Source organism: Oricola sp., assembly GCF_022763245.1.
Classification (GTDB): domain Bacteria; phylum Pseudomonadota; class Alphaproteobacteria; order Rhizobiales; family Rhizobiaceae; genus Oricola.
Map to the genome: position 1 here is coordinate 137,002 of NZ_JALEGV010000032.1, position 24,277 is coordinate 161,278.

Sequence of the window (24,277 nt, forward strand, 5' to 3'; positions counted from 1 at the left end):
CCGCCGCAGCCCGACGCGCGGAAGCGGGACATTGCCTTGCGCGAAGCGATGGCGGTCTTCGACGATGAAAAAAAATGTTCAGCGACCCAAGGATCGGGTTTCGGCGTGCGTCTCATGGCCAAACTTCAATGGTCATGGAGCAAGACAATGACAGCTTTGACGAAGGGCCGGCTGATGTCCGGCACGGCGATCGCCGGAATACTCGCGGTGCCGCTCGCCGGTTATCTGGCCTTTATGGTGATGAATGACGGCGCGCGCCCTGGCCTCATGGGGTCTGGTCCAATGCAGTTCGCGTCCGACGAGACGCGGAATTCGGACGATATCATCGCCGCACCCAAGGGTTACCTGCCGGAGCCGCGCGTCGTCCGTGAAGCCGAAGAGCGCGACCAGGCGACGGCGCTTGCCGATTACGCCGCGCCGCCGGCTCCCCTGCCGTCCGGAGCGGCCCAACGCCTGCGGTCCGAGCCTTCGATGCTGGGAGCGCCCCAAGCACTCGTCGGCGACGGTTCGATGCGGCTGTCGCCGAGCGTGGAGCGGCTTGTCCGCGATCGTGTGGAGGCATTCGAGACCAACGGCATTCGTTCGGTCCTGCAGGACCCGGTTTCGACCTTCTCGATCGATGTCGACACGGCGTCCTATGCGCTGATGCGGCGTGCATTGATGGAGGGGCGGCTGCCCGATCCGGACAGCGTGCGCGTCGAGGAACTGATCAACTATTTCTCCTATGCCTATCCGCTGCCGGCAACGCGCGAGACGCCGTTCGGGGTCAATGTCGCGGTCGCGCCGACGCCGTGGAACGCCGACACCAAGCTCGTGCATATCGGCATCCAGGGCTTCGACGTGGAGCCGGAGACGCGACCGGCGGCCAATCTCGTCTTCCTGATCGACGTGTCGGGCTCGATGGATCAGCCGGACAAGCTGCCGCTTCTGAAGAACGCGTTCCGGCTGTTGCTCGACAGGCTGGACGAGCGCGACACGATCTCCATCGTCACTTATGCGGGCAATGCTGGCACGGTGCTGGAGCCGACGAAGGCGACGGAGCGCGAGACGATTCTCGAAGCGATCGACGGGCTGGAGCCGGGCGGTTCGACCGCTGGTGCGGCCGGAATCGAGGAAGCCTACCGTCTTGCCCGCAAGGGCATGGTGGAAGGCGGGGTCAACCGCGTCATGCTGGCGACGGATGGCGACTTCAATGTCGGCGCGTCGTCGGACGACGAACTCAAGCGGATGATCGAGGAACGCCGCGACGACGGCATCTTCCTGTCGGTCTTCGGTTTCGGCAAGGGCAACTACAACGACCAGCTCATGCAGGTTCTCGCCCAGAACGGCAACGGCACCGCCGCCTATATCGACACGCTGGCGGAAGCCCAGAAGACGCTTGTCGAAGAGGCCGGATCGACGCTGTTTCCGATCGCCAAGGACGTGAAGATCCAGGTCGAGTTCAACCCGGCGACCGTCGCCGAATACCGGCTGATCGGCTACGAAACCCGGGCGCTCAGGAACGAGGATTTCAACAACGACCGCGTCGATGCCGGCGATATCGGGTCGGGTCATTCTGTGACCGCGATCTACGAGATCACGCCTGTCGGCAGCCCGGCGGTGATGAACGATCCGCTGCGCTATGGCGAAGCGCAGGAGACGGCAACGGATGGCGGCTCGGACGAATACGCCTTCCTGAAGCTGCGCTACAAGCTGCCGGACGAGACGGACAGCCACCTGATGACCACGCCGATCGGGCCGGAGCTCGACCGCGGGTCCATCGCCGGCCTCAGCACCGATGCGCGGTTCTCGATCGCGGTGGCCGCCTTCGGGCAGAAGCTGCGCGAGACCGACGCGGTGGCGGATTACTCCTGGGATGCGATCCGCGAGCTGGCTGCCGGCGCGCGGGGCGAGGACCCCTTCGGTTACCGCAGCGAGTTCCTGCGGCTTGTCGGACTGGCGGATGTGCTTGACCGCTGACCCGACGGCGCCCGGCGAAGTCTCCCGCGCCGGGCGCATTCTCGTTGACTGAGCGATGGTGTCGTTGTAATGCGCGGCGAGGGCATGAGGCGCCCGCCGCTCACCGGTTTTCCGATGGTGAAGCCTCCCGGCGCAGGCCGGTTTTCGAGCAGACCCGTTTCATACGCGGTCGCGCGGCAATGTGAGCTCCCGCAATTTTCGACCGCATGATGAAGACGGAGTTGTCATCATGCCCATCATCGCTTCCGACGCCGACGAGCGTCCGCGAACCCCGGCCGAAGCCAAGCAGCGCGCGCGTGTTCTGCGCAGGGACCTGTCGTCGCGCGGCATCGCCATTTCCCATTCGCAGGCGCTCGAACGCGTCGCCGCCGAACTCGGCTTCCGTGACTGGAATACGGCTGTCGCGCGGCTTTCCAACGAACCCCCGTTTCGCATCCAGTTGGGCGATACGGTCAGCGGCACCTATCTGAAGCAGCCCTTCACCGGCCGGGTGCTCGCGGTTCAGGAATTGAGCGGCGGCAGCCATTACCGGGTGACGCTGCATTTCGACGAGGCTGTCGATGTTGTCAGTTTCGAGAGTTTCTCGGCTTTTCGCCAGCGGGTGAACGCAACCGTTGACGACCGGGGCGTCTCACCGAACCGGACCAGCGACGGCGAGCCGCATCTCGTTCTCTGGCCGGTGCACTCGGCCGTCTCCTGAACCAGGTTTCAGGCGGTGACGAGGCGCGCGCCAACCAAGCAGAAAAAGGCGCCGAACGCCGCCTCGAACCAGCGCGTGGCGCGTCGATAGACGGCTTGCGCCATGCGCGACGAAAACAGCGTGGCATAGCTGCCGTAGATCGTGAAGGAAGACAGGCTGGCCGCGACGCAGAACGCGAGAATGGCCGCAGTCGAAGCCCCGGACGAAACGACAAAGGTTGAAATGGACGCCCAGAACAGCGCCGATTTGGGGTTCAGCAGGCATACGCCCAGACCGCGCAGGTAGCCCGCCCAGGGAGATAGCGGTCGGCTGTCGGGGCGGATCGCCCCCGGCGTGTTCCGCCATGCCGCGATCAGGGAGCGAAGACCGAGGAACACCAGATAGGCCCCGCCAGCCAGCTTCAATGCGATAAATGCGGGTGGGAAGACGGTGAAGACCGCGGCGACGCTGAACGCGGAGGCGAGCGACCACAGGAAGCTTCCGGTTGCGATCCCAGCGACTACGTAAAGCCCCGCGCGACGGCCATTGCCAAGTGCGGTGGAAGCGGTGGCCACCAGGTTCGGTCCGGGGGCGGCGATAGCCACGACAAGCAACAGCCAGGCTGTCAGCAAAACGGAAAGGGCGTGATCGGTCATGCCTTATACCTCCGGACGGACTCTCTACGCCTGAATTTCGTCACTGGCGAGAGGAAGATCGCGTGCGAAGCATTGACTTGTCCGTGGCGGACATGCGCCTCTGGGGCATGAGCCTTGCACTTGCCGACATATTCGCCGCGCGAAACACCATCGCGGGTGTCGCGGCCGACACGCCGCTCGTGCCGTCGCCCTTTCTTTCCGGTCTTGCGGGTGCGGAAGTGCTGCTGAAGCTGGAAAACACGCAGCCGATCGGCGCGTTCAAGCTGCGTGGCGCGATGAATGCTGTCGCGAACCTGCCCGAAGGGGCGGCGGGCGTCAGTTGCTGCTCGACCGGCAATCACGGGCGCGGCGTCGCCTTCGCCGCCAAGCGGGCCGGGTTGCGGGCGGTGGTGTGCATGTCGTCGATGGTTCCGAAGGCCAAGGTGGACGGCATCAGGGCGCTTGGCGCGGACGTGCAAATCGCGGGCGCCAGCCAGGACGACGCCCAGGCTGAAAGCCTGCGCCTGTGCGAATCGGACGGGCTGGTGGAAATCTCGCCATTCGACGATCCTTTCGTGATCGCAGGGCAGGGGACGATCGGGCTGGAACTGCTGGCCGAGCGGCCGGACATTCAGACCATTCTCGTGCCTCTGTCCGGCGGCGGGCTTGCCGGCGGCATCGCGCTTGCCGCCAAGACGATCAAGCCGGACATCTCGGTGATCGGTGTTTCCATGGATCGGGGCGCGGCGATGCATGAATCGCTGGCGGCGGGCGGGCCGGTGGAGGTGACCGAAGTCGCGAGCCTCGCCGATTCGCTGGGCGGCGGGATCGGGATGGACAACCGCCACTCCTACGCTCTGTGCCGCGACTACCTCGACGACACCGTTCTGGTGACCGAGGAGGAGATCTATGCCGCCATGCAGGCCCTCTATTTCGAGGACAGGATCGTCGCCGAAGGCGGCTCCGTCGTCGGGATCGCTGCGCTGATGACCGGGCGGATCTCGGCGCCGAAGGGGCCGGTTGCCATGATCGTCACCGGGCGCAATTGCGACATGGGCGTCTTCACGACGATCATGACGGGCGGAGACGTCCGATTGGGAGACACAATCGTGAAGGGGAAGCGCTATGGCGCATGAGGTGCTGATCGCAACGGAGAGCGAATTGCGCGCGGCGATCAAGCTTGACGCGGCCGTCGTCGGCGTCGTCGAGCGGGCCTTTGCGGCACTGGCCACCGGCGAGGTCGTCATGCCGCCAATCCTCTCCATGGAAATCCCGGCGGCCAATGGCGAGGTCGATGTGAAGACGGCCTATCTTCCGGGCTTCGACGGGTTCGCGATCAAGGTGAGTCCCGGCTTCTTCGACAATCCGAAGCTCGGCCTGCCGAGCCTCAACGGGCTGATGATGCTGTTCTCGGCAAAGACAGGCCTCGTCGAGGCGCTGTTTCTCGACAATGGCTACCTGACCGATGTGCGGACGGCTGCGGCCGGCGCGGTGGCGGCGCGGCACATGGCGCCGGGGGCGGTCACGACGGCCGGCGTGATCGGCACGGGTGTTCAGGCTCGCTTGCAGATCATCGCCGCGCATCTGGAGCGGCCGTTTTCGCGCGTCCTCGTCTGGGGGCGCGACTCCGAGAAGGCGAAGGCCTGCGCTGCCGACATTGCCGCGGAGATTCCCGTACAGGCCGAAGCGGTTTCCGACCCCGCCCGGCTTGTCGCCGAGAGTCAGCTTGTCGTCACTACGACACCGGCGCGCGAGCCTGTGCTGAAGGCCGAATGGCTGCACTCCGGCCTGCATGTCACGGCGATGGGATCCGATCAGGCCGGCAAGAACGAGATCGAGCCGCAGGCGCTCGTCGCCGCTGACCTCTACGTCGCCGATCGCGCCAGCCAGTGCGAGGCGCTGGGCGAGTTGCGTGCCGCGATCGCGAGCGGTCTTTGGCGCGGTGGCGCGCCCGTGGAACTGGGCGATGTCGTATCCGGCAAGTGCGTGGGCCGGCCGTCGCCCGACGCGATCACGATCTGCGACCTGACCGGGACCGGCGCGCAGGACACGGCGATCGCCACCCATGCGCTGGCGGCACTGCGCGCGGCGCAGGCGGGCATGCGTGTCGAGACGTGATTTTGGTCAGAAGGGCAGGCCGGCGGTGACGAGGGCATAGCCTCCCGCCACGATCGCCGCGCCGAGCGCCACAAAGGCGAAGAGGCGCGTCAGGCGCGCCTTGCGCTCCAGTTCGTCGATCTGGCGGTTCAGCCCGTGCAACTGCGAATCCTGGCGCTCCATCGCGGCGTTCTTGTCGCCGATCTCGCGCTGATAGCCGCGAACCTGTTTCTGCAAGTCGCCGAGTTCGCCATTCATGATCGTGAAGCTCTTGTGGCGATTGCGAAAATCGCTCTCCATCTTCTTCAGCATCTCGACCTGCTTGCGGAAGATAACGCCCGTGATCTGGGCGTTGGTGTAGTCGTAGCCGACAAGCTGGATGAGAAGGGAGATCGCGTCGTCGGCGTTGACCGCGAAGCGGCTCTTGTCCTGAGCGAATCGCGACCCGGCGAGTTTCATGACCAGGTTCTTCTCCACCTCGTGCCGGTCGGGCACATGGACGGAGAATTCCACCCGGCAGGGAATCGGTTCGGTGGTGCCGAAAGGTTCGTACCGATAGCGGCCAACTTCGCGTCCGGTGGTGCCGATTTTCACGCTGCCCGGTGCTTCCGCGCAGGACAAGATAAACACATATCCAGCGGTCAGTTCGATCCGTCGCCCCGAATCAGCTGCCATTTACCCTTCCCAAAGCCGCATGCGGCCGAATGCCCCACCTGAAATCCGCTCTCGTGCTAGCAAATTCCGTCGGCGGTTGGAAACGTCAATTCAGCAAACCCACCGCGGAATATTTTTCCATTATCGGATTTTGGCACAGTAGAGGCCCCGTTCTTCCCCTTCGTAAGGGTCGATGTTGCGATTGAGCCCGGCTTTTCTTGCGAATCAAGGGACCTCAGTGACGCAAGGGCAGTTGATGGAAGCGACATCGGATGTCGCATCGTTTTGCGGATGGGTCGCAAACGAGGGTGTCGCGCTTGCCAAAAGCGGTCTCATATGGCGGCCTCGTAGCCTCCGGAGGACCGCATGCAAGCCGAGGATCCGCTCAAGCCCGAAACGCCGAGCGACGTGCTGGTGTCCGAAGCCGTCGCCGAGGCGGTTCCGCAGGATGCTCCGGCGAGGCTGCGCCGTCGCGCGGGCCGGGCGGGCAACCAGCGCCGCGGCGGTGCGGCGATCCGCCAGATGCCCTGGGCCGACGTCGTCAACACCGACCATCCGACCGAACCGCTGCCGCCGGAAGGCGTCGACGCCATTCACGACGGCGCGATGCGGGTGCTGGAGGAGATCGGCATCGAGTTCCTGAACGACGAAGCGATCGCGATCCTGCGAGACGCCGGCTGCATCGTGCATGGCGAGAATGTGCGCATGGGCCGCGATCTCGTCATGGAGGTGCTGGCCAGGGCGCCGCGCGAATTCACGCTGACGCCGCGCAATCCGGAGCGCAAGATCACCATCGGCGGCCGGCACATGGTGTTCGGCAACATTTCCTCGCCGCCCAACTGCTCCGACATCGAGCGCGGGCGGCGCACCGGCACCCGGGCCGATTTCCAGGATTTCATGCGGCTGACGCAGTACTTCAACTGCATCCATTTCGCCGGCGGCTACCCCGTCGAGCCGCTCGACATCCACCCGTCGGTGCGCCATCTCGACTGCCTGTTCGACATGCTGACGCTGACCGACAAGGTGGTGCACGCCTATTCGCTCGGGCCGGAACGGGTCGAGGACGTGATGGAGATGGTGCGCATCGCCGGTGGCCTCACACATGACGAGTTCGACGCCACGCCGCGCATGTACACCAACATCAACTCGACCTCGCCGCTCAAGCACGACTGGCCGATGCTGGACGGCGCGATGCGGCTGGCACGGCGCGGCCAGCCGACCATCGTGACGCCCTTCACGCTGGCGGGCGCGATGGCGCCCGTGACAATGGTGGGTGCGGTAACGCAGTCCATCGCCGAGGCGCTGGGGGCGATCGTGCTTCTGCAACTCATCCGTCCTGGCGTGGGCGTCGGGATCGGCACCTTCACTTCCAATGTCGACATGAAGACCGGCGCGCCGGCCTTCGGTACGCCGGACTATGTGCGCGCCACCCAGATCACCGGCCAGATGGCCCGGTTCTATCGCCTGCCGCTGCGCTCCTCCAACGCCTGTGCGGCCAACACGCCGGACAACCAGGCGACCTGGGAATCGATGATGTCGATGTGGGCGGCGGTCTCCTCGGGCACCAACATGGTCTATCACGCCGCCGGATGGCTCGAAGGCGGGCTGTGCGCCTCGTTCGAGAAGTTCGTCATGGACTGTGAAGTGCTGCAGCAGTTCATCGCCTATTTCCGTCCGTTGCCGACCGGGCCTGAGGATGTCGCCGTCGAGGCGATCCGCGAGGTCGGGCCGGGCGGGCATTTCTTCGGCGTTCAGCATACGCAGGATCGCTACGAGACCGCTTTCTACGCGCCGTTCCTCTCCGACTGGTCGAATTACGAGAACTGGGAGGAGCACGGCGCGATCACGACCGTCGAGCGGGCGAACAGGGCCTGCAAGGCGATCCTCGCCGAATACGAAGCGCCGCCGATGGATGCGGCCATCCGCGAGGAACTTGCCGAGTTCGTCGAACGGCGCAAACGCGAAGGCGGCGCGCCGACCGATTTCTAATCTGCGATCAATGACTGCCGGAACGCCAGGGGAGTGACATGAAGGAACATACACGGGTTGTCGTCATCGGGGGCGGGGTCGTCGGCTGCTCGGTGCTCTACCACCTCGCCAAGGCCGGCTGGACCGACATCATGCTGATCGAGCGCTCGGAACTGACGTCCGGCTCGTCCTGGCATGCCGCAGGCGGGTTTCACACGCTGAACGGCGATCCGAACGTCGCCAAGCTGCAGGCCTACACCGTCGGGCTTTACAAGGAGCTGGAGGAGATTTCCGGCCAGCCCTGCGGGTTGCATCTCACCGGCGGCGTGATGCTGGCGGAAAGCCCCGAGCGCATGGATTTCCTGCGGTCGCTGCATGCCAAGGGCCGCCATCTCGGCATGCAGACGGAACTGATCACGCCGTCGGAAGCCAAGGCCATGTTCCCGCTCATGGATGAGACGAATTTCGTCGGCGCGCTGTGGGACCCGGTGGAGGGCCATCTGGACCCGTCCGGTACCACGCATGCCTATGCCAAGGCGGCGCGCGTGCTCGGCGCGAACATCGTGCTGCGCAATCCGGTAAAGGACCTGACGCAGGATCCCGACGGCATCTGGAACGTCGTCACCGAGCAGGGGACTGTGCGCTGCGAGCATGTGGTCAATGCCGGCGGGCTCTGGGCGCGCGAAGTCGGGCGCATGGTCGGGCTCGAACTGCCGCTGCTCGCCATGGAGCACATGTATCTTCTGACCGAGGACATGCCGGAGGTCATCGAATTCAACGAGACCTATGGGCGCGAACTGATCCACGCGATGGATTTCCGCGGCGAGATCTACACGCGCCAGGAGCGCCAGGGCATGCTGCTCGGCACCTACGAGCAGGCTTGCGTTCCATGGTCGCCGGTCGAGACGCCATGGGATTTCGGCCATGAACTGCTGCAGCCGGATATCGAGCGTATCGCGCCGTCGCTGGAGATCGGGTTCAAGCATTTCCCGCCCTATGAGCGTGCCGGGATTAAGCAGATCATCAACGGGCCCTTCACCTTCGCGCCGGACGGAAATCCGCTGGTGGGGCCGGTGCAGGGGCTGACGAATTTCTGGTCGGCATGCGCCGTGATGGCCGGCTTTTCGCAGGGCGGCGGCGTCGGGCTGACGCTCGCCAACTGGATGACGACGGGCGATCCGGGCGCCGACATCTGGGGCATGGACGTGGCGCGCTACGGCGAGTGGGCGACGCTGCGCTACACCAACGCCAAGGTGCGCGAGAATTACTCGCGGCGCTTCCGCATCCGCTATCCGAACGAGGAACTGCCGGCCGCGCGGCCGCACCAGACGACGCCGATCTACGACATCCAGGTCAACGAGAACAACGCGGTGATGGGCGACAGCTGGGCGCTGGAGACGCCGCTGTGGTACGCGCCGTCGAAGGACGAGGCGCATGACGTCATCTCCTTCCATCGCTCCAATGATTTCAAACATGTAGGCGCGGAAGTGAAGGCCGTGCGCGAGGGCGTCGGGGTCACAGAGATCTCCAATTTCGCCAAATACGAGGTGAGCGGCTCGGGCGCGGAGGCGTTCCTCAACACGCTGATGACCAACACCATGCCGAAGACGGGACGCATCGTGCTGACGCCGATGCTGAACGAGTTCGGCAAGCTGATCGGCGACTTCACCATCGCCAAGGCCTCCGACGACCGGTTCATGATATGGGGCTCGTCGGCGGCACAGGTTTATCACATGCGCTGGTTCGAACGGCACTTGCCGGAGGACGGCTCGGTCGACGTCCGTCGTCTGGGGATGAACCTGCAGGGCCTGTCGATCGCCGGGCCGCTGGCCCGAAAGGTGCTGGAGAAACTCGTCGACGAGGAAGTCTCGAACGAGGCGTTCCGCTTCATGGACTTCCGCGAGATGACGGTCGGCGCGGCGCCCTGTATGGTCAACCGCATCTCCTATACCGGCGATCTCGGCTACGAGATCTGGATGGAGCCGGCTTTCACGCGCAAGGTCTATCTGGAGATCAAGGCGGCCGGCGAAGAGTTCGGCATCCGCGATTTCGGGATGCGGGCGCTTCTGTCGATGCGGCTTGAGAAGAATTTCCCGACCTGGGGGCACGAGTTGCGGCCGATCTACGGGCCTTTCGAGGGCGCGATGGATCGCTTCGTCAAACTGTCGAAGAACGATTTCATCGGCCGCGAGGCGGCGGCGCGCGAGCAGGCCGACGGTCCGAAGCGACGGCGCGTCTCCTTCGTCATCGATGCCGGTACGGCGGATGTGATGCATGACGAGCCGGTTTGGGCGAAGGTCGGCGAGACGGATTACGGCACCATCGAGACGCCGCATGGCGCCGGGCCGAAGCGCTTCGACGCCGACGGCAAGGATTTCGAGCATCCGGGCATCCGGCAGATCGTCGATGGCGACTGGCGCGTCGTCGGCTGGATCACCTCCGGCGGTTACGCCCATGGCGTCGGCCTGTCGATGGCGCAGGGCTACGTGCCGGCGGCGCTGGCGGAGCGGGCCGAGGAAGGGCTGTTCGAGGTCGAAATTCTCGGCGTGCGCTGTCCGGCGCGGATCGCAGTGGAGCCGCCTTTCGATCCGACCGGCGAGCGGATGCGGGGGTAAGACGCGCCGGTGGGACGGTCCAGTCGAAGCGCCGTTCGCCGTCTACTTCTTCTTCGGCGTTCCGCCTGCCTTGCCGGCGGTCATCGGCGGCATGCCGGCAGCGGTTTCCGCCGCCTTGACGCGTTTGTCCTGTTTGGGTTTGCGAATTTCCTTGTTGCTGCGTTTCTGACCCTTGGCCATGGCCGGTCCTTTCGGGGCGCGATAGGCAACGGAAATCGTTGCCGAAATCGAGATCGCGCCGCGATTGTGGCTTATTCGCGTCGGGCCTTCGCCTACTCGTCGGTCGCGTCGTAGGTCCACACCTTGAACGACTTCAGTACATGCGGGCCGAAGGAGTTGATCAGCGGAACGTCGGCGGCGTCGCGACCGCGTGCGACGACGATACGGCCGATCCTTCGCTGGTTGTTGCGCGGGTCGAAGGTGACCCATTGGCTGCCGATGAAGACCTCCATCCAGGCCGAGAAATCCATCGGATCGAGGATCGGAACGCCGATATCGCCCAGATGGCCGTTCACGTAGCGGGCAGGGATGTTCATGCAGCGGCAGAGAGCGATCGCCAGATGCGCGAAGTCGCGGCAGACACCCACCCGTTCCTGGTAAGCCTCGAGCGCTGTGCGCGTGGCGCGGGCCTTCATGTAGTCGAACTCGAGATGGCCGTGCACGAAATCGCAGATCGCCTGAACGCGGTCCCAGCCGGGCGCGACGTGTTCGAACCTGTCCCAGGCGATCTGGCTCAACTGGTCGGTCTCGCAATAGCGGCTGCCGAGGAGATAGGTGAGGCATTCGTCGGGGAGGTCGGGGATCGGAACCTCGGCGGCGCCCGGAAAGACGGGATCGGCCATGCCCGGATCGCGGACCACGCCGTCGGCCCAGATCGAGAAATCGCCGGCCGGAGCGGTAAAGCGCCGGCAGACATTGCCGAACAAGTCGACATAGGTGCGGGTCGGCACCGCGGGCGTTGTGACAATCTCCTCCGGCGCCCTCAGGTCGCCGTAGCGGTCGGGATGGATTTCCATCAGGCAGACCATCGGCGTGGGCTGCTCGCAATGAACGGTGATGTCGTAACCGAAGCGTATGAACATGTCGGGTCGCTGGTTCTCCGTTTGCTCCAGACCGTAGACCGATTGTGCGCCGCGGTCACAGGGGGAATGAAAAAGTATTTCGGAGCGCCTGAGCGCGATACCGCGCCAAGCATCAGCGGCCTCTCTGCAACGGCTCTGTCGACCGGTCGTCATATGCCTGTCACGCGACTCTGGTCTTGGGCTGTCATGCAGACGAGTGACGCAGATCATGACAGCGACGGCCAGCGGTACCGTACGCTTTTCCTCTCCGACATCCATCTCGGCACGCGCGGTTGTCGTGCCGACATGCTGCTTGATTTCCTGCGGGAATACGATGCCGAGCGCATCTATCTGGTTGGCGACATCTTCGACGGCTGGCGCTTGAAGCGCGGCTGGTACTGGCCGCAGAGCCATAACGACGTCGTCCAGAAGCTCCTGCGCAAGGCGCGCAAGGGCGCGGAGATCATCTACATTCCCGGCAATCACGACGAGATCATGCGCCATTATCTCGGTACGCATTTCGGCGGCATCGAGGTGCGGGACCGTGACATTCACACGACCGCCGACGGCAAGCGCCTGCTCGTCATCCATGGCGATCAGTTCGACATGGTGGTCGTCAACGCCAAGTGGCTCGCCCATGTCGGCGACTGGGCTTACGCCTGCGCGCTTGGCCTGAACTTCTGGTTCAACGGGCTGCGCCGGCTTTGGGGCGGGCAGTACTGGTCGCTTTCCAAGTGGGCGAAGCTGCGCGTCAAGCAGGCGGTCAACTTCATCGGCGCCTATGAGACGATCCTCTCGGCCGAGGCCAGGAAGAGCGGCGTCGACGGCGTGGTCTGTGGCCATATCCACCATGCTGCGTTGATGGACCTGAACGGCATTCGCTATGTCAACACCGGCGATTGGGTGGAGAGCTGCACCGCCATCACGGAAGACCATGACGGCACGCTTCGCCTTGTCGACTGGTCGGCCATCGTGCGCGAGCGCGGGCGGCCGAGGGTCCCGACACTGGCGCCCGACACGGCCATCCACGCCGCGGGCAAGCCGCAGAAATCGGCGGCCTGAGCCGCGCATTCGGGAAAGACCAGGAACAATGGGTGACGTGCTGACAGTCAGGGAACAGCTCGGGGCTGCCGTTCATCAAAACGCGGCGCTGTCGAAGACGGGCGTTCTGGAGCGGCTGTTCTCCAATGCCTTCAACGGGCTGGTCTATCCGCAGATCTGGGAGGATCCCGAGGTGGACCTCGCGGCACTGGAGATCGCGCCCGACCATCATCTCGTCTGCATCGCCTCGGGCGGCTGCAACATGATGAGCTATCTGGCCGCAGGCCCTGCCTCGATCACGGTAGTCGACCTGTCGCCGGCGCATGTGGCGCTCAACCGCATGAAACTCGCCGCGGCCAGGCACCTGCCGGATCACGCCGCCTTCTACGCCCTGTTCGGCCGCGCCAATCTGCGCGGCAATTCCGACGTGTTCGACCGGCTGGTCGCTCCGCACTGCGACGCGGGCACCGTCGATTACTGGAACGGCCGGCGCGGGCTCGTCGGTCGCCGCATCGACATGTTCGAGGACGGTTTCTACCGGAACGGAATGCTTGGCCGCTTCATCGGATCGGCGCATGTCGTCACGCGGCTCTTCGGCGTCAATCTCTCCACCTTCCTGGCCTGCGAGACGCTGGCGGAGCAGGAAGCCTGGTTCGACGCCAATCTCGCGCCCTTGTTCGAGACCCGACTGGTGAAGTGGCTGGCGTCGAACAAGGCGTCGTTGATCGGGCTTGGCATTCCGCCGCAGCAATATGACGCGCTGGCGGGCGCGGCTGACGGCGACATGCTGGCGGTGTTGCGCGAACGTACCCGCGCCTTGTTCTGCGATTTCCCGCTGTCGGAGAACTACTTCGCCTGGCAGGCCGTCAACAGGGGCTACAAGTCAGACGGAGTGGGGCCGGTGCCGCCTTATCTGCGCGCCGAGAATTTCGAGCGCCTCAAGGCGAATGCCGACCGCGCCACGGTCCACAACCGCTCGCTGACCGATCTTCTGGCCGAAACCGAGGCCGGATCGCGGCATCGTTACGTGCTTCTGGATGCGCAGGACTGGATGACGGACCGGCAGTTGAACGACCTTTGGTCGCAAATCACCCGGACTGCCGCACCAGGCGCGCGTGTGATCTTCAGAACGGCGGGCGTGGAGACGATCCTGCCCGGGCGCGTGGACGCGGCGATCCTGTCGCGCTGGACCTATCACGTCGAGCGGTCGTCCGAATGGACGCGCGCCGACCGCTCCGCCATCTATGGCGGGTTCCACCTCTACAGCTTCGATGGCTGACGGCATGGGCGGAACGACGGCCGCCTCCGCGCATGGCGGGCTAATGGATGCGGTCTATCGCAACCAGCGCCATATCTACGACCTGACGCGCAAATACTACCTGCTCGGCCGCGACCGGCTGATCGCCGAGCTCGACGCCCCGGACGGGGCTAATGTGTTGGAAGTCGCCTGCGGCACGGGGCGCAATCTCGTCCTCGCGGCGAGGCGCTACCCGCATGCGCGATTCTTCGGCTTCGACATTTCGGCCGAGATGCTCAAGCAGGCGCATCGCAATGTCGAGAAGGCCGGCTTGTCGGACCGCATCGTCCTGGCGCAGGGCGACGCGACGGATTTCGACTCGCAGGCGCTCTTCGGCGTGAGTGGCTTCGAGCGAACTTTCGTCTCCTATTCGCTCTCCATGATCCCGCCATGGCACGATGCGGTGACCGAGGCGATGACGCATCTGTCTGCTGGCGGCTCGCTGCATGTCGTCGATTTCGGCCAGCAGGAGCGACTGCCGCGCTGGTTCGCCGCCGGCCTCAACGCGTGGCTGGCTAAGTTCCACGTCGAGCCGCGCGCGGATCTGGAGGCCGTTCTTGCCGCGGCCGCGGGGGAGGCGGGCGCAGGTTTCGAATTCAGGAGCCTTTATCGCGACTATGCTCGCTACGGCGTCGTCAGGCGCCGGTCGTCCTGAGTGGCGCGCAATCCTGTGGACCGGTAACAGGCGATCCCCTATCAGGACCATGACCGGTCATGAACATTGGGGACGCAGCATGTCGCATATCACACTCACAGCATCCGACGGTTTCGAACTTGGCGCCTATCGTGCCGATCCGGAAGGGACGCCGCGTGGCGGCATTGTCGTCATCCAGGAAATCTTCGGCGTCAACGCGCATATCCGCTCGATCTGCGACCGGCTGGCTGCCGACGGCTATGTGGCAATCGCGCCGGCGCTGTTCGATCGTGTCGAACCGGACTTCGAATGCGGTTATTCGCCGGAAGAGGTCGAACAGGCGCGCGGGTTTCTTGCCGCTCCAAACTGGGACGTCTTCGTGCGTGATACGGACGCGGCGCGCGCGGCGCTGGCGGAATTCGGCAAGGTCGGGATCGTGGGGTTCTGTCTCGGAGGATCGGTTGCGTTTCTCGGGGCCACGCGGCTCGAGGGTTTTTCGGCGTCAGTCGGTTTCTATGGCGGGCGCGTTGCCGCCTATGCCGACGAAACACCCCGCTGCCCGACGCAACTGCATTACGGGTCGGAGGACCACGGCATTCCGATGAGCAATGTCGAAACGGTGAAGTCCAAGCGTCCGGACGTGGAGGTCTTCGTCTATGAGGGGGCCGGTCATGGCTTCAATTGCGATGCGCGACCGAGTTTCCACGCCGAAGCGGCAGCACTCGCCTGGGACCGGACCATGAAATTTTTCGACGAACACATGGGATGACCGACGTCGGCCACTTTTCCGCCGGGTAGCGGTTTCACATGGGTGCCATGGGCGTGCATGAAGAGCCGACAGGCAAGGCGGAAGCGGCATGACGGCCGGCGCAGCGGATTGGGCCCCGCGCGCCGAACCGGGGCATTTGCGACGCGACCCTGGTGCATTCACGCATCCCCGCGACGCCGGCCTCGCCGCTGCGTCGCTCGCCCTGCATCTGCTGTTGCTTGCGGCATTTCTGCTCGCTCCCTCTCCGAAGGCCCCGCCGCCTCCGCAGGAACGCACGGTCGACGTTCAGGTGCTCGCCCCCGACGAGTTCGAGGCGCTGTTTCCCCGGCCTGACCCGACGCCCGCCTTGCCGACGCCGGTGCTTGCCCTGCCGCCCGAACTTCCCGACATCCCTTTGCCAGCGCCGACGCAGCCGCCACAGGCGAGCCAACCCGAGGCCGCTCCGGACGCAACGATCGTCGCACGACGCTTCCTGTCCTCGCAGGTGCTGGCCGATCCGCGCAGCGCGGACGCAAAGGCGGCGCTGGGACAGATGCTGCCGGACGAGAAGATGGTTCAGCTCTGCGCCATCGAAGCGATGGCGCAGATCGCCGCCCTGGACGATCGTTATTCGCCTGACCTGGTCGCCACCTACGCGATGGACAGGCTGACTTTGCGCGGCAGCGTCGTCGATGCCCCCGGTGCCGCGTTTCGCAGCGGCGGGATCTGGTACAATCTCGCGTTCACATGCGGGCTCGCGCCAGACCTTTCGGCGATTGCGAGCTTCGAGTATCGGCTCGGACGCGAGATCCCGCCCGAGGATTGGGAGGAGCACAATCTGGTCGCCGGCAGGAACATGGACGGCCATTGATAGCTGAGGATCTGAGGCGGCGCCCTTTGATCAGAAAATCATGGGACCGAGCAGCGCGCCGGCACCGAGCGCGATCATGATGCCGATCAGGTCGAGCGGCGTGCCGGCGCGGATCATGCTCTGGCGGGTGACCGCAGGATTGGCGAAGACGATGGCGTTCGGAGGCGTTGCGACCGGGAGCATGAAGCCGATGGAGGCCGCCATCGCCACGGGCAGCGCGAAGGTGAGGGGATCGGCGCCGAGCGCGACCGCCATGGCGCCAGCCACCGGCAGGAAGATCGCGGCCATGGCGGTGTTGGAGGCCAATTCGCCGAGATAGACGATGACAAGCGCGAGGATGACCAGGATCGCGAGCACGGGATAGGCCTGCAGCGCGGTCGCCCGATCGCCGATCCAGGCTGCAAGGCCCGTGCTGTCGATGGCCGAGGCAAGCGCCAGCCCGCCGCCGAACAGGATCAGCACGTCCCAGCGCAGGCTGGAGGCTGCCTGCCAGTCAAGCAGGCGCTTTCCGTCCTTTCCGCCGGACGGCAGCATGAACAGCGCTACGGCGCCGGTCATCGCGATGCCGGCGTCGGTCAGGCCAAGCGACGGCGCGAACTCCGAGATCACCGGGCGGGCGATCCATCCAAGCGCGGTCAGGCCGGACACGAGGGCGACGCGGATTTCGCCGGTCGACATCGCATCGAGGCGAGCGAAATCGGTGCGCAGGTGGCCGGATGCCGGGCGGAAGGCCCATCTGGTCAGGACGAGCCATGTGATCGGCAGCAGCACGAGCACGACCGGGAGGCCGACCAGCATCCACTCGGCAAAGCCGATGACGATATTGTGGGTCTCTTGCATGTAGGCGGCGAACAATGCGTTGGGCGGCGTGCCGATCAGGGATCCCATGCCGCCGATGGTCGCGGCATAGGCCGTGCCGAGCATCAGCGCGGTGGCGAAGGCGCGATCCGTTTCCCGCAACGCCGCGAGCGATGCCGCGATCGGCGCGATGACCATCGTCGCGGCCGTGTTCGAAATCCAGAGGCTGAGAAAGGCGGTGACGCCCATGACCGCGAGGATGACGACCGCCGGGTCTCCGCTCGTGCGCGACAGGATGGTGAAGGCAAGGCGGCGATGCAGCGCCCAGGTCTCGATGGCGCGAGCGATCAGAAAACCGCCCAGAAACAGGAAGATCACCGGATTGGCGTAGGACGAGCCGAGATCGGCAATCGACGCGATTCCGAAGAGCGGAAACAGCACCAGCGGAAGAAGCGCGGTCACGGCGAGCGGGACCGCTTCGCTGACCCACAGGATTGCCATGGCGAGACCGATCGCTGCAGCGGCCTGCGCTTCGCGGCTGAGTCCGCCGAAGGGGCCGGCGACGGTGAGGACGAGAATGATGGCGAGCGCGATCCAGATCAGCGCGCCTGCTCGTGTCATGCCGCCCATGCCGTCTGCTCCTCCCGTCGGTGTCTCCTGGGGACCGGTACCAAATGCGGGTGGATGAGGACCAGAGCGAACGGGTGCGGCAAATGTGGTCCTGAGACGACGGATGACGAGGCGGAATTTCATCATTGCAAGGATATAAGGATTTCCTTATATCGTTATGCGATCAACCTCAGAGGTATCCCAATGTCCGATCCGCTCTCCGATCTCCTTGCTGAGAAGGGCCTGCTGCTCGCCGATGGCGCAACGGGCACCAACCTCTTTGCCATGGGCCTGATGTCCGGCGAGGCGCCTGAACTCTGGAACGAGGAGCAGCCGGAGAAGATCACGGAGCTGCATCAGGGTTTCGTCGATGCCGGCGCGGACATCATCCTCACCAACTCCTTTGGCGGCACACGGCACCGGTTGAAGCTGCACGACGCGCAGGACCGCGTGTTCGAACTGAACAAGAAGGCAGCCGAGCTGGCGCGCGCCGTCGCCGACAAGGCCGATCACAAGGTGATTGTCGCCGGCGCGGTCGGTCCGACGGGCGAGTTGCTGCAGCCGCTCGGCGCACTTTCCTTCGAGGGTGCTGTCGAGGCGTTCAAGGAACAGATCGAGGGGCTGAAAGCCGGCGGCGCCGATGTTGCCTGGATCGAGACCATGTCGTCGCCGGACGAAATCCGCGCCGCGGCGCAAGGGGCGGAACAGGCCGGCATGGCCTACACCTATACGGGCTCCTTCGACACGGCGGGCAAGACCATGATGGGCCTGGCGCCGAAGGACATCTTCAATGTCGGCGATGCTGAGCCCCAGCACCCGATTGCTGTCGGTGCCAATTGCGGCGTCGGCGCCCCGGACATCCTGTCGTCTCTGCTCGACATGAGCGAGGCGCGGCCAGACGCGACTTTGATCGTCAAGGGCAATTGCGGCATTCCGCAATTCCAGGGCGATCAGATCGTCTATTCCGGCACGCCGGAACTGATGGCGAATTATGTGGACCTGGCGATCGATGCCGGCGCGAAGATCATCGGCGGTTGCTGCGGCACATCATGCGAGCATCTCAAAGCCATGCGCGTGGCGCTCGATCATCACGTCAAGGGCCAGCGCCCGACGCTGGAGGATGTCGTCGAGAAGGTCGGTCCCCTGAAGAACAAGGCGGCCAGCGAAGGGCCTGATGCCGCGCCGCGCCGCGAACGCCGCGGTCGCCGCCGCGGCTGATCCCGTCGGCTCAGCCGGCGAGACCGTTTTCGATCATGAAACGCGCGGTGTCGCGAACCGAGTCTTCGGCCGGGATGAAGTCCATGTCGAGGACGCGTCGCGCTTTCGCGTTCGACAGTTCGCGCCGCGCTGCGCCGCCAGGTGCGCTTTGCGTGGCGATGGTGCGGTCCGGCCAGGCATCCGCGACGATGCGCGCCATCTCCGGCAGCGTCAGGTAGCCGGCCGCGCCGATCAGCCTCTCGCCGAAAGCGGCCGGCCGATTGATCGCGCGGAGATGCATGGCGGCGACGTCGCGCACGTCCACGCAGGCGAAGCCGATGTTCGGCACACTCTCGCATTCGCCGCGAATGACGCGCTGGAGCAGGGCGAACGCGTCGTCGAAATGGCTGTCCAGCGGCGGGCCGACGATCAGGCCCGGGTTGATCGTGGTCAGCACCATTCCCGGGGCCTCGTTTCCGACGAAATCCCATGCCGCGCGCTCGCAGAGTGTCTTCGCCCTGGCATAGGCGTTGATCGTGGGATTGGCGGTGTCCGACCAGTCCCGCTCGGTGTAGATCCCGTCGGGCGGTGGCGGATCCGCCTCGATGATCGCCGCCATGGAGGAGGTGACGATGACGCGGCTTATGCCGGCAGCGGCAGCGGCGCGCAGCACGCGGAGCGTGGCCTCGACTGCGCGCGCGACATCCTCTTCCGTCACCGCATCCCCGGGGCCGAAGGGGGAGGCCGTGTGGATCAGGACGTCCGCCCTGTGCATCGCGTTATCCCAGCCGGTGTCGGCGTGCAGGTCGAGTTCGGCGAAGTCCAGCCGAGCTTCGAGGTTCGAGAGATCGGCGAGATGTGGCGTGAGCGCGGCAAGAACCTCGTCCGCGCGGCGGGCAGAGCGGACCGAGCCACGCACCCGATACCCGGCATCGAGAAGCTGAAGGCAGAGATGCTTCGCGGTGTAGCCCGAAGCTCCGGTCACAAAGACGGTCCGGTTCATCGCCTTCGTCCGCTTTCTCTCGTCTCAAACGAAGAAAGCGCCCGCGTGGGACGGGCGCTTTCCATGGTCATCATCGTATCGCTCAGCCGCGGCCGGACAGCATCGGCTCGGTCATTGCAGCGGCATAGGCACGGGCCTGTTCCAGGAACGGGTCGTAGCTTTCCAGCACCCGGGCGACGTCCTCGCTCTGGCCGCGCAGCTCTTCCTTGACCTCGGCCCAGGCACCGCGCATCGCGTCGATCACGTCGTCGGGGAAGGGCATGAACTCCACCCCGTCGGCCTTCAGGGCCTGCAAGGCCTGTGCGTTCAGGTAATCGAACTGGGCGTGCATCTCGAGGGCTGCGGCGGACGCGGCGGCCTCGCAGATGGCCTGCAGATCGGCGGGGAGATCGGCCCAGGCGTCGGCATTGAAGACAACGGCCACGCCCGCGCCGGGCTCGGTCAGTGCCGGGAGGTAGCAGAGCTTCGTGATGCGCTGCAGGCCGAAGGCCTGGTCAAGCATCGGGCCGACCCATTCGGCCGCGTCGATCGCGCCGGACTGCAGCGACTGGAAGATTTCCGTCGGCGGCAGCAGGACGGCGTTGACGCCGAGCTTGCGGAAAGTCTCGCCGCCAAGGCCGGCGATGCGCATGTTGAGGCCCTTCAGACCGTCGAGGCTTTCGATGCGCTTCTTGAACCAGCCGCCGGACTGGGTGTTGGAGTTCCCCGAGTAGAAGGGCTTCATGTTGCGCTGCGCGTAGATGTCGTCCCAGATCGCCTGTCCGCCGCCGAATTTCAGCCACGCGACCTGCTCGTTGGAGGTCATGCCGAACGGCACGCCGGTGTACCAGTGCAGGGCGGGGTTCTTGCCGGCGGCGTAATAGGTCGGACCGTGGCCGACGGGCACGTTACCCTGCTGTACGGCATCCTCGACGCCGAAGGGCGGTACGAGTTCGCCGGCACCGTAGGTGGTCAGTTCGATGCGGCCGTCCGACATCGCCGAGACGAGTTCAGCGTATCGGGTGAGGTTGGTGCCGACGCCCGGGGCCGCCTTCGGGAAAGCGGAGGCCATGTTCCACTGGATCTTGCCTTGCGCGATGGCAGGAGCGGCAAGGGTGGATGCGGCGGCGATGCCTGCGCCGCTGGTCAGGAAGGTTCTGCGTTTCACGATGGGTCCTCCACTCGGGGTTGAATTGATCGGTCAGCCAAAGATCACACCAGGCAGCCACGTGGCAAGCGGCGGAAATGCCGCAAGGATGCCGAGCGCCAGCAACTGCAGGATGACGAAAGGTATGACGCCGCGATAGATGTCGCCGGTGGTGATGCTGCGGGGCGCCGCGGACCGGAAATAGAACAGCGCGAAGCCGAAGGGCGGCGTCAGGAAGGACGTCTGCAGGTTCATCGCCATCATCACCCCGAACCACACCGGCGAAATGTCGGCGCCGAGCACGGCCGGACCGAGCAGCGGTACGATTACATAGATGATCTCCACAGCTTCAAGGATGAAGCCGAGGAAGAACACGATCACCATGATGATTGCCAGGGCGGCAAAGTGGCCGCCAGGCAGGTGGCCGATCAACTGGCTGACCATGTGGTCGCCGCCGAAGCCGCGGAAAACCAGCGAAAGCAGCGACGCGGCGACGACGATGCCGAACACCATGCCGGAGATCTTCATGGTTTCGCCGAACGCGCTCGGCAGCGTGCCCAAGCGCCACAGGCGCAGACCGGCGAGGAGGGTGCCGGCGGCTATGAGTATGGCGGCGGCGATGGCGAACAACGTGGCGGGGGCGGCGCCGGAGCCGCGGCCGAGGCCGGCCATCTGCAGGGCGACGAGGGCGAAGGCGGCGAGGCCGGTGGCGACGAAGACGCTGCGCTCCCAGCGGCGTTCGGCATTGGTGAAGGCGGCGAGGAGGAGCGCGCCGATGGCGCCGAGGCCGGCGGCCTCCGTCGCGGTCGCGACGCCGCCGAGGATGGAGCCCAGGACCGCGAGGATCAGCAGCATCGGCGGCAGGAAGGTGTAGGCGATCTCGGCCCGCGAGACCGGCTGGGGCTTCGGCGGGCGCGGCGCGTCCTTGCGCGGGCGGAGCGAGAAGGCGAGCCACAGCGCGTAGAGCGCGACGAGCACCAGGCCGGGCACCAGCGCGCCGGCGAAGAGATCGCCGACCGACACCGGCAGCGGCGCGAAATTGCCGGCCTTCTGCTGGGCTTCCAGATAGGTGTTGCCGATCTGGTCGCCGAGCAGGACGAGCAGGATCGAGGGCGGGATGATCTGGCCGAGCGTGCCCGACGCGCAGATCAGCCCGCTGGCGCTGCGCTTCGGGATGCCCGCGTCCAGCATCGGCTTCAGACCGACGAGGACCAGCATGACGACGGTCGCGCCGATGATGCCGGTCGCCGCGGCGATCATGGCCGAGAAGAGCAGGACGGACAGCCCCATGCCGCGCGGACTGCCGCCCATCATGCGCGCGAGGACGGCGAGCATGTTCTCCGCCAGCCGAGCCCGCTCCAGAAGCACGCCCATCAGCACGAAGAGCGGCACGGCCATCAGCAGGTTGTTCGACATGATGCCCCAGACCCGGGCGGGAAAGAAGCTCAGGAAGCCGAGGTCGAAGGCGCCGAACAGATGGCCGACGACTGCTGTCACGAAGGGAACGCCGGCGATCGCCAGCATGGCGGGAATGCCGCTCAGGATGCCGGCGAAGAGCCCGAGGACCATCGCCGCGAGAAAGACTTCCTGCAGGGTCACTCGATCACGTCCTTTGCAGCGCGGGGACGCAAGGTCGCGGCAATGCCCTGAACGATGGTGAGCGCCGCGGCCACGGGCAGGGCGGTCTTGACCACGAACAGGCCTTCCAGCCCGCCGGTCTCCAGCGAGCCTTCGAGGATCGACCAGCTATAGGCGAGTTCGGACCAGTAGGCCCAGATGATCAGGCCGAAGACCGGGATCAGGAAGAGGAGGAGCGCCAAGCGGTCGGCCCAGACGGCATAGCTTGCGGGCATGCGCTCGGAGACGATCTCGACGCGCACATGCCCGTCGCGCGCCAGGCAGACGGGAATGGCGAAGATGAGGAAGACGGCGAAGGCGTAGCCCGCGAGGTCCTGCAGGCGGATGAAGCCGGTGGCGAACCCGTAGCGCAGCACGACGATCGTCAGAACGGCAGCGACCAGCACCACACCCGCCAGCGCGCACACCGCGCGGGCGAAACGGTCGAGCATGTCGCTCAATGCCAGGAAATGTCGGCGCATGGACGGGACTCGGAATTGCCGTCGCACTCCAACCACCACGGCGCCGGTCAGTCAATGACGCGGGCGGGTCCGATCACGCACTTTGCAGCGCCTTTTCGCGATATTGCGACGGGCTCATCCCGGTGCGCTCGCGAAACGCGCGGTTGAAGGGCGCGAGAGAGGCGTAGCCGAGATCGAAGGCGAGGCTGGTGATCTGGTCCCGGGCCGTTTCCGGCGTCGACAGCCGCCGGGTGGCTTCGTCGATCCTGTAATCGTTGATGAAGGCGGCGAAGTTGCGATAGCCGAGGCCCTTGTTGATGAGCCGGCGCAGGCGGTGCTCGGGCATGTTCATCTGCTTGGCGAGTTCGCCGATCGTCAGGCCGGAGCTCAGATAGACGCCGTTGGACATCAATTCCTGCAGCCGGGCGAGATCGAACCGGTCGGCGGCGGTCTCGCCGGTTTCCGGCGACGGCGCCTTCACCACCGATTGCGGCATGAGCGACTTGCGCACCGTGGTGATGCCGAACCCGAAGGCGGCCGTCACCGCGAACAGCACGAAGGCGATGGCGAGCGAGCCGAGCGGGTCGTCGTTCATCTGGAGCAGTTCGTAGAATTCGATCGCGGCGATCCCCAGGCAGACCGCAGGAACGAGGGCGACCACGATGTTCGTGAACTGGCGTCTTGCCGCGACGAGATCGTCGCAGAGGCTGCGCCGCGTGATGCGCAGGATGTGGGCCATCATGGCGAACACGATGACGATGTGGGCGACCCTCGAGAACTGCTCGGAGGCGGGGAAGGGAATGCAGGCCAGGTAGAGGAGCGCGATCACGACGAGCGGCACGGCCATCAGCGGCTTCAGTTCGAACTCGTCGTCGAAGATGGCCATGATGAAGAGCCAGAAGAAGGCCGGCGAGAGAAGCGCGAAGAGCTTGACGGGGACATAGACCGGGCCGAGCGCGTCCTGGATGAGATCGTTGCACAAGACGGCGTAGTCGGCCGCGCCGAGCGCGAAGAGGGCGCCGATGACGGTGACGGGACGCAGCGGCCTGATGGACAGCAGCAGCCCCGCCATCAGCACGCTGATGCCGGCGGCGCCGCCGCGCAGGGCGAATTCGGCGATCAGGGCCAGGGGGACGGTCTGAGTCTCCATGCGCTATCAGATAGTCGATCCGCCGGCCTGCGAAAAGAAGCCGGCGGGTTTCCGGTC

At 65.4% G+C, this 24,277-nt stretch carries 22 protein-coding genes; 12 read left to right on the plus strand and 10 right to left on the minus strand.

Annotated features, from left to right (window positions below):
* Positions 1–147 precede the first annotated feature (147 nt).
* Entirely contained in the window at positions 148–1,959 is a 1,812-nt protein-coding gene (locus MRY80_RS14395; RefSeq protein WP_346433402.1) for a VWA domain-containing protein, read from the plus strand.
* A 229-nt stretch (positions 1,960–2,188) separates the two neighbouring features.
* On the plus strand, positions 2,189–2,659 hold the full coding sequence (locus MRY80_RS14400; RefSeq protein ID WP_293291721.1) for a glyoxalase superfamily protein: 471 nt from the start codon (positions 2,189–2,191) through the stop codon (positions 2,657–2,659).
* An 8-nt stretch (positions 2,660–2,667) separates the two neighbouring features.
* On the opposite strand, the gene MRY80_RS14405 is transcribed toward MRY80_RS14400, so the two are convergent.
* Entirely contained in the window at positions 2,668–3,294 is a 627-nt protein-coding gene (locus MRY80_RS14405; RefSeq protein ID WP_293291722.1) for a LysE family translocator, read from the minus strand.
* 107 nt (positions 3,295–3,401) lie between these two features.
* On the opposite strand from MRY80_RS14405, the gene eutB reads away from it, so the two are divergent.
* On the plus strand, positions 3,402–4,409 hold the full coding sequence (eutB, locus tag MRY80_RS14410) for a hydroxyectoine utilization dehydratase EutB (RefSeq protein ID WP_293291952.1): 1,008 nt from the start codon (positions 3,402–3,404) through the stop codon (positions 4,407–4,409).
* Entirely contained in the window at positions 4,399–5,391 is a 993-nt protein-coding gene (locus tag MRY80_RS14415) for a cyclodeaminase (RefSeq protein WP_293291723.1), read from the plus strand. Before eutB ends, MRY80_RS14415 begins: the two co-directional genes overlap by 11 nt.
* Before the next feature lie 6 nt (positions 5,392–5,397).
* Here the strand turns inward: MRY80_RS14415 and MRY80_RS14420 are convergent, their stop codons facing one another.
* Positions 5,398–5,964 carry a hypothetical protein gene (locus tag MRY80_RS14420; protein WP_293291724.1) on the minus strand — a complete coding sequence of 189 codons (567 nt, stop codon included), beginning with the start codon at positions 5,962–5,964 and terminating at the stop codon, positions 5,398–5,400.
* Positions 5,965–6,390: 426 nt separating this feature from the next.
* On the opposite strand from MRY80_RS14420, the gene MRY80_RS14425 reads away from it, so the two are divergent.
* The gene (locus tag MRY80_RS14425; RefSeq protein ID WP_293291725.1) at positions 6,391–8,013 is read left to right on the plus strand and encodes a trimethylamine methyltransferase family protein; all 1,623 of its coding nucleotides are present in this window, start codon (positions 6,391–6,393) and stop codon (positions 8,011–8,013) included.
* 38 nt (positions 8,014–8,051) lie between these two features.
* Entirely contained in the window at positions 8,052–10,607 is a 2,556-nt protein-coding gene (locus MRY80_RS14430; protein ID WP_293291726.1) for an FAD-dependent oxidoreductase, read from the plus strand.
* A gap of 42 nt (positions 10,608–10,649) precedes the next feature.
* Here the strand turns inward: MRY80_RS14430 and MRY80_RS14435 are convergent, their stop codons facing one another.
* Together MRY80_RS14435 and MRY80_RS14440 are read right to left on the minus strand one after the other, a co-directional pair.
* Positions 10,650–10,787 (minus strand): hypothetical protein, encoded by a 138-nt coding sequence (locus tag MRY80_RS14435; RefSeq protein ID WP_293291727.1) that lies wholly within the window; start codon positions 10,785–10,787, stop codon positions 10,650–10,652.
* Positions 10,788–10,879: 92 nt separating this feature from the next.
* A complete protein-coding gene (locus MRY80_RS14440; RefSeq protein ID WP_293291728.1) occupies positions 10,880–11,689 on the minus strand; it encodes a transglutaminase family protein in 810 nt (269 codons plus the stop codon).
* Between the two features lie 186 nt (positions 11,690–11,875).
* Here MRY80_RS14440 and MRY80_RS14445 point away from each other — a divergent pair, with 186 nt between their 5' ends.
* The 5 genes from MRY80_RS14445 to MRY80_RS14465 all read left to right on the plus strand — a co-directional run bounded on the left by MRY80_RS14445 (position 11,876) and on the right by MRY80_RS14465 (position 16,259).
* Entirely contained in the window at positions 11,876–12,730 is an 855-nt protein-coding gene (locus MRY80_RS14445; RefSeq protein WP_293291729.1) for a UDP-2,3-diacylglucosamine diphosphatase, read from the plus strand.
* Between the two features lie 28 nt (positions 12,731–12,758).
* Positions 12,759–13,988: a DUF3419 family protein gene (locus tag MRY80_RS14450; protein ID WP_293291730.1), complete on the plus strand. Its 1,230-nt coding sequence runs from the start codon at positions 12,759–12,761 to the stop codon at positions 13,986–13,988.
* Positions 13,989–13,992: 4 nt separating this feature from the next.
* Positions 13,993–14,661 (plus strand): class I SAM-dependent methyltransferase, encoded by a 669-nt coding sequence (locus MRY80_RS14455; protein ID WP_293291731.1) that lies wholly within the window; start codon positions 13,993–13,995, stop codon positions 14,659–14,661.
* A 79-nt stretch (positions 14,662–14,740) separates the two neighbouring features.
* Entirely contained in the window at positions 14,741–15,409 is a 669-nt protein-coding gene (locus MRY80_RS14460) for a dienelactone hydrolase family protein (protein WP_293291732.1), read from the plus strand.
* An 88-nt stretch (positions 15,410–15,497) separates the two neighbouring features.
* The gene (locus MRY80_RS14465) at positions 15,498–16,259 is read left to right on the plus strand and encodes a DUF930 domain-containing protein (protein ID WP_293291733.1); all 762 of its coding nucleotides are present in this window, start codon (positions 15,498–15,500) and stop codon (positions 16,257–16,259) included.
* A 30-nt stretch (positions 16,260–16,289) separates the two neighbouring features.
* Here the strand turns inward: MRY80_RS14465 and MRY80_RS14470 are convergent, their stop codons facing one another.
* Positions 16,290–17,687 carry a DASS family sodium-coupled anion symporter gene (locus tag MRY80_RS14470; RefSeq protein ID WP_293291734.1) on the minus strand — a complete coding sequence of 466 codons (1,398 nt, stop codon included), beginning with the start codon at positions 17,685–17,687 and terminating at the stop codon, positions 16,290–16,292.
* 183 nt (positions 17,688–17,870) lie between these two features.
* Between MRY80_RS14470 and bmt the strand changes: the two genes are divergently transcribed.
* Positions 17,871–18,884 carry a betaine--homocysteine S-methyltransferase gene (gene bmt / locus MRY80_RS14475; protein WP_293291735.1) on the plus strand — a complete coding sequence of 338 codons (1,014 nt, stop codon included), beginning with the start codon at positions 17,871–17,873 and terminating at the stop codon, positions 18,882–18,884.
* Positions 18,885–18,894: 10 nt separating this feature from the next.
* Here bmt and MRY80_RS14480 read toward each other — a convergent pair whose 3' ends face one another.
* The 5 genes from MRY80_RS14480 to MRY80_RS14500 all read right to left on the minus strand — a co-directional run bounded on the left by MRY80_RS14480 (position 18,895) and on the right by MRY80_RS14500 (position 24,220).
* On the minus strand, positions 18,895–19,866 hold the full coding sequence (locus MRY80_RS14480) for an NAD-dependent epimerase/dehydratase family protein (RefSeq protein WP_293291736.1): 972 nt from the start codon (positions 19,864–19,866) through the stop codon (positions 18,895–18,897).
* An 82-nt stretch (positions 19,867–19,948) separates the two neighbouring features.
* Positions 19,949–21,013 carry a TRAP transporter substrate-binding protein gene (locus MRY80_RS14485; protein ID WP_293291737.1) on the minus strand — a complete coding sequence of 355 codons (1,065 nt, stop codon included), beginning with the start codon at positions 21,011–21,013 and terminating at the stop codon, positions 19,949–19,951.
* A 33-nt stretch (positions 21,014–21,046) separates the two neighbouring features.
* A complete protein-coding gene (locus MRY80_RS14490) occupies positions 21,047–22,591 on the minus strand; it encodes a TRAP transporter large permease subunit (RefSeq protein ID WP_293291738.1) in 1,545 nt (514 codons plus the stop codon).
* On the minus strand, positions 22,588–23,091 hold the full coding sequence (locus MRY80_RS14495; protein WP_293291739.1) for a TRAP transporter small permease subunit: 504 nt from the start codon (positions 23,089–23,091) through the stop codon (positions 22,588–22,590). Before MRY80_RS14495 ends, MRY80_RS14490 begins: the two co-directional genes overlap by 4 nt.
* A gap of 73 nt (positions 23,092–23,164) precedes the next feature.
* Positions 23,165–24,220: a helix-turn-helix domain-containing protein gene (locus MRY80_RS14500; protein WP_293291740.1), complete on the minus strand. Its 1,056-nt coding sequence runs from the start codon at positions 24,218–24,220 to the stop codon at positions 23,165–23,167.
* Positions 24,221–24,277: the final 57 nt, after the last annotated feature.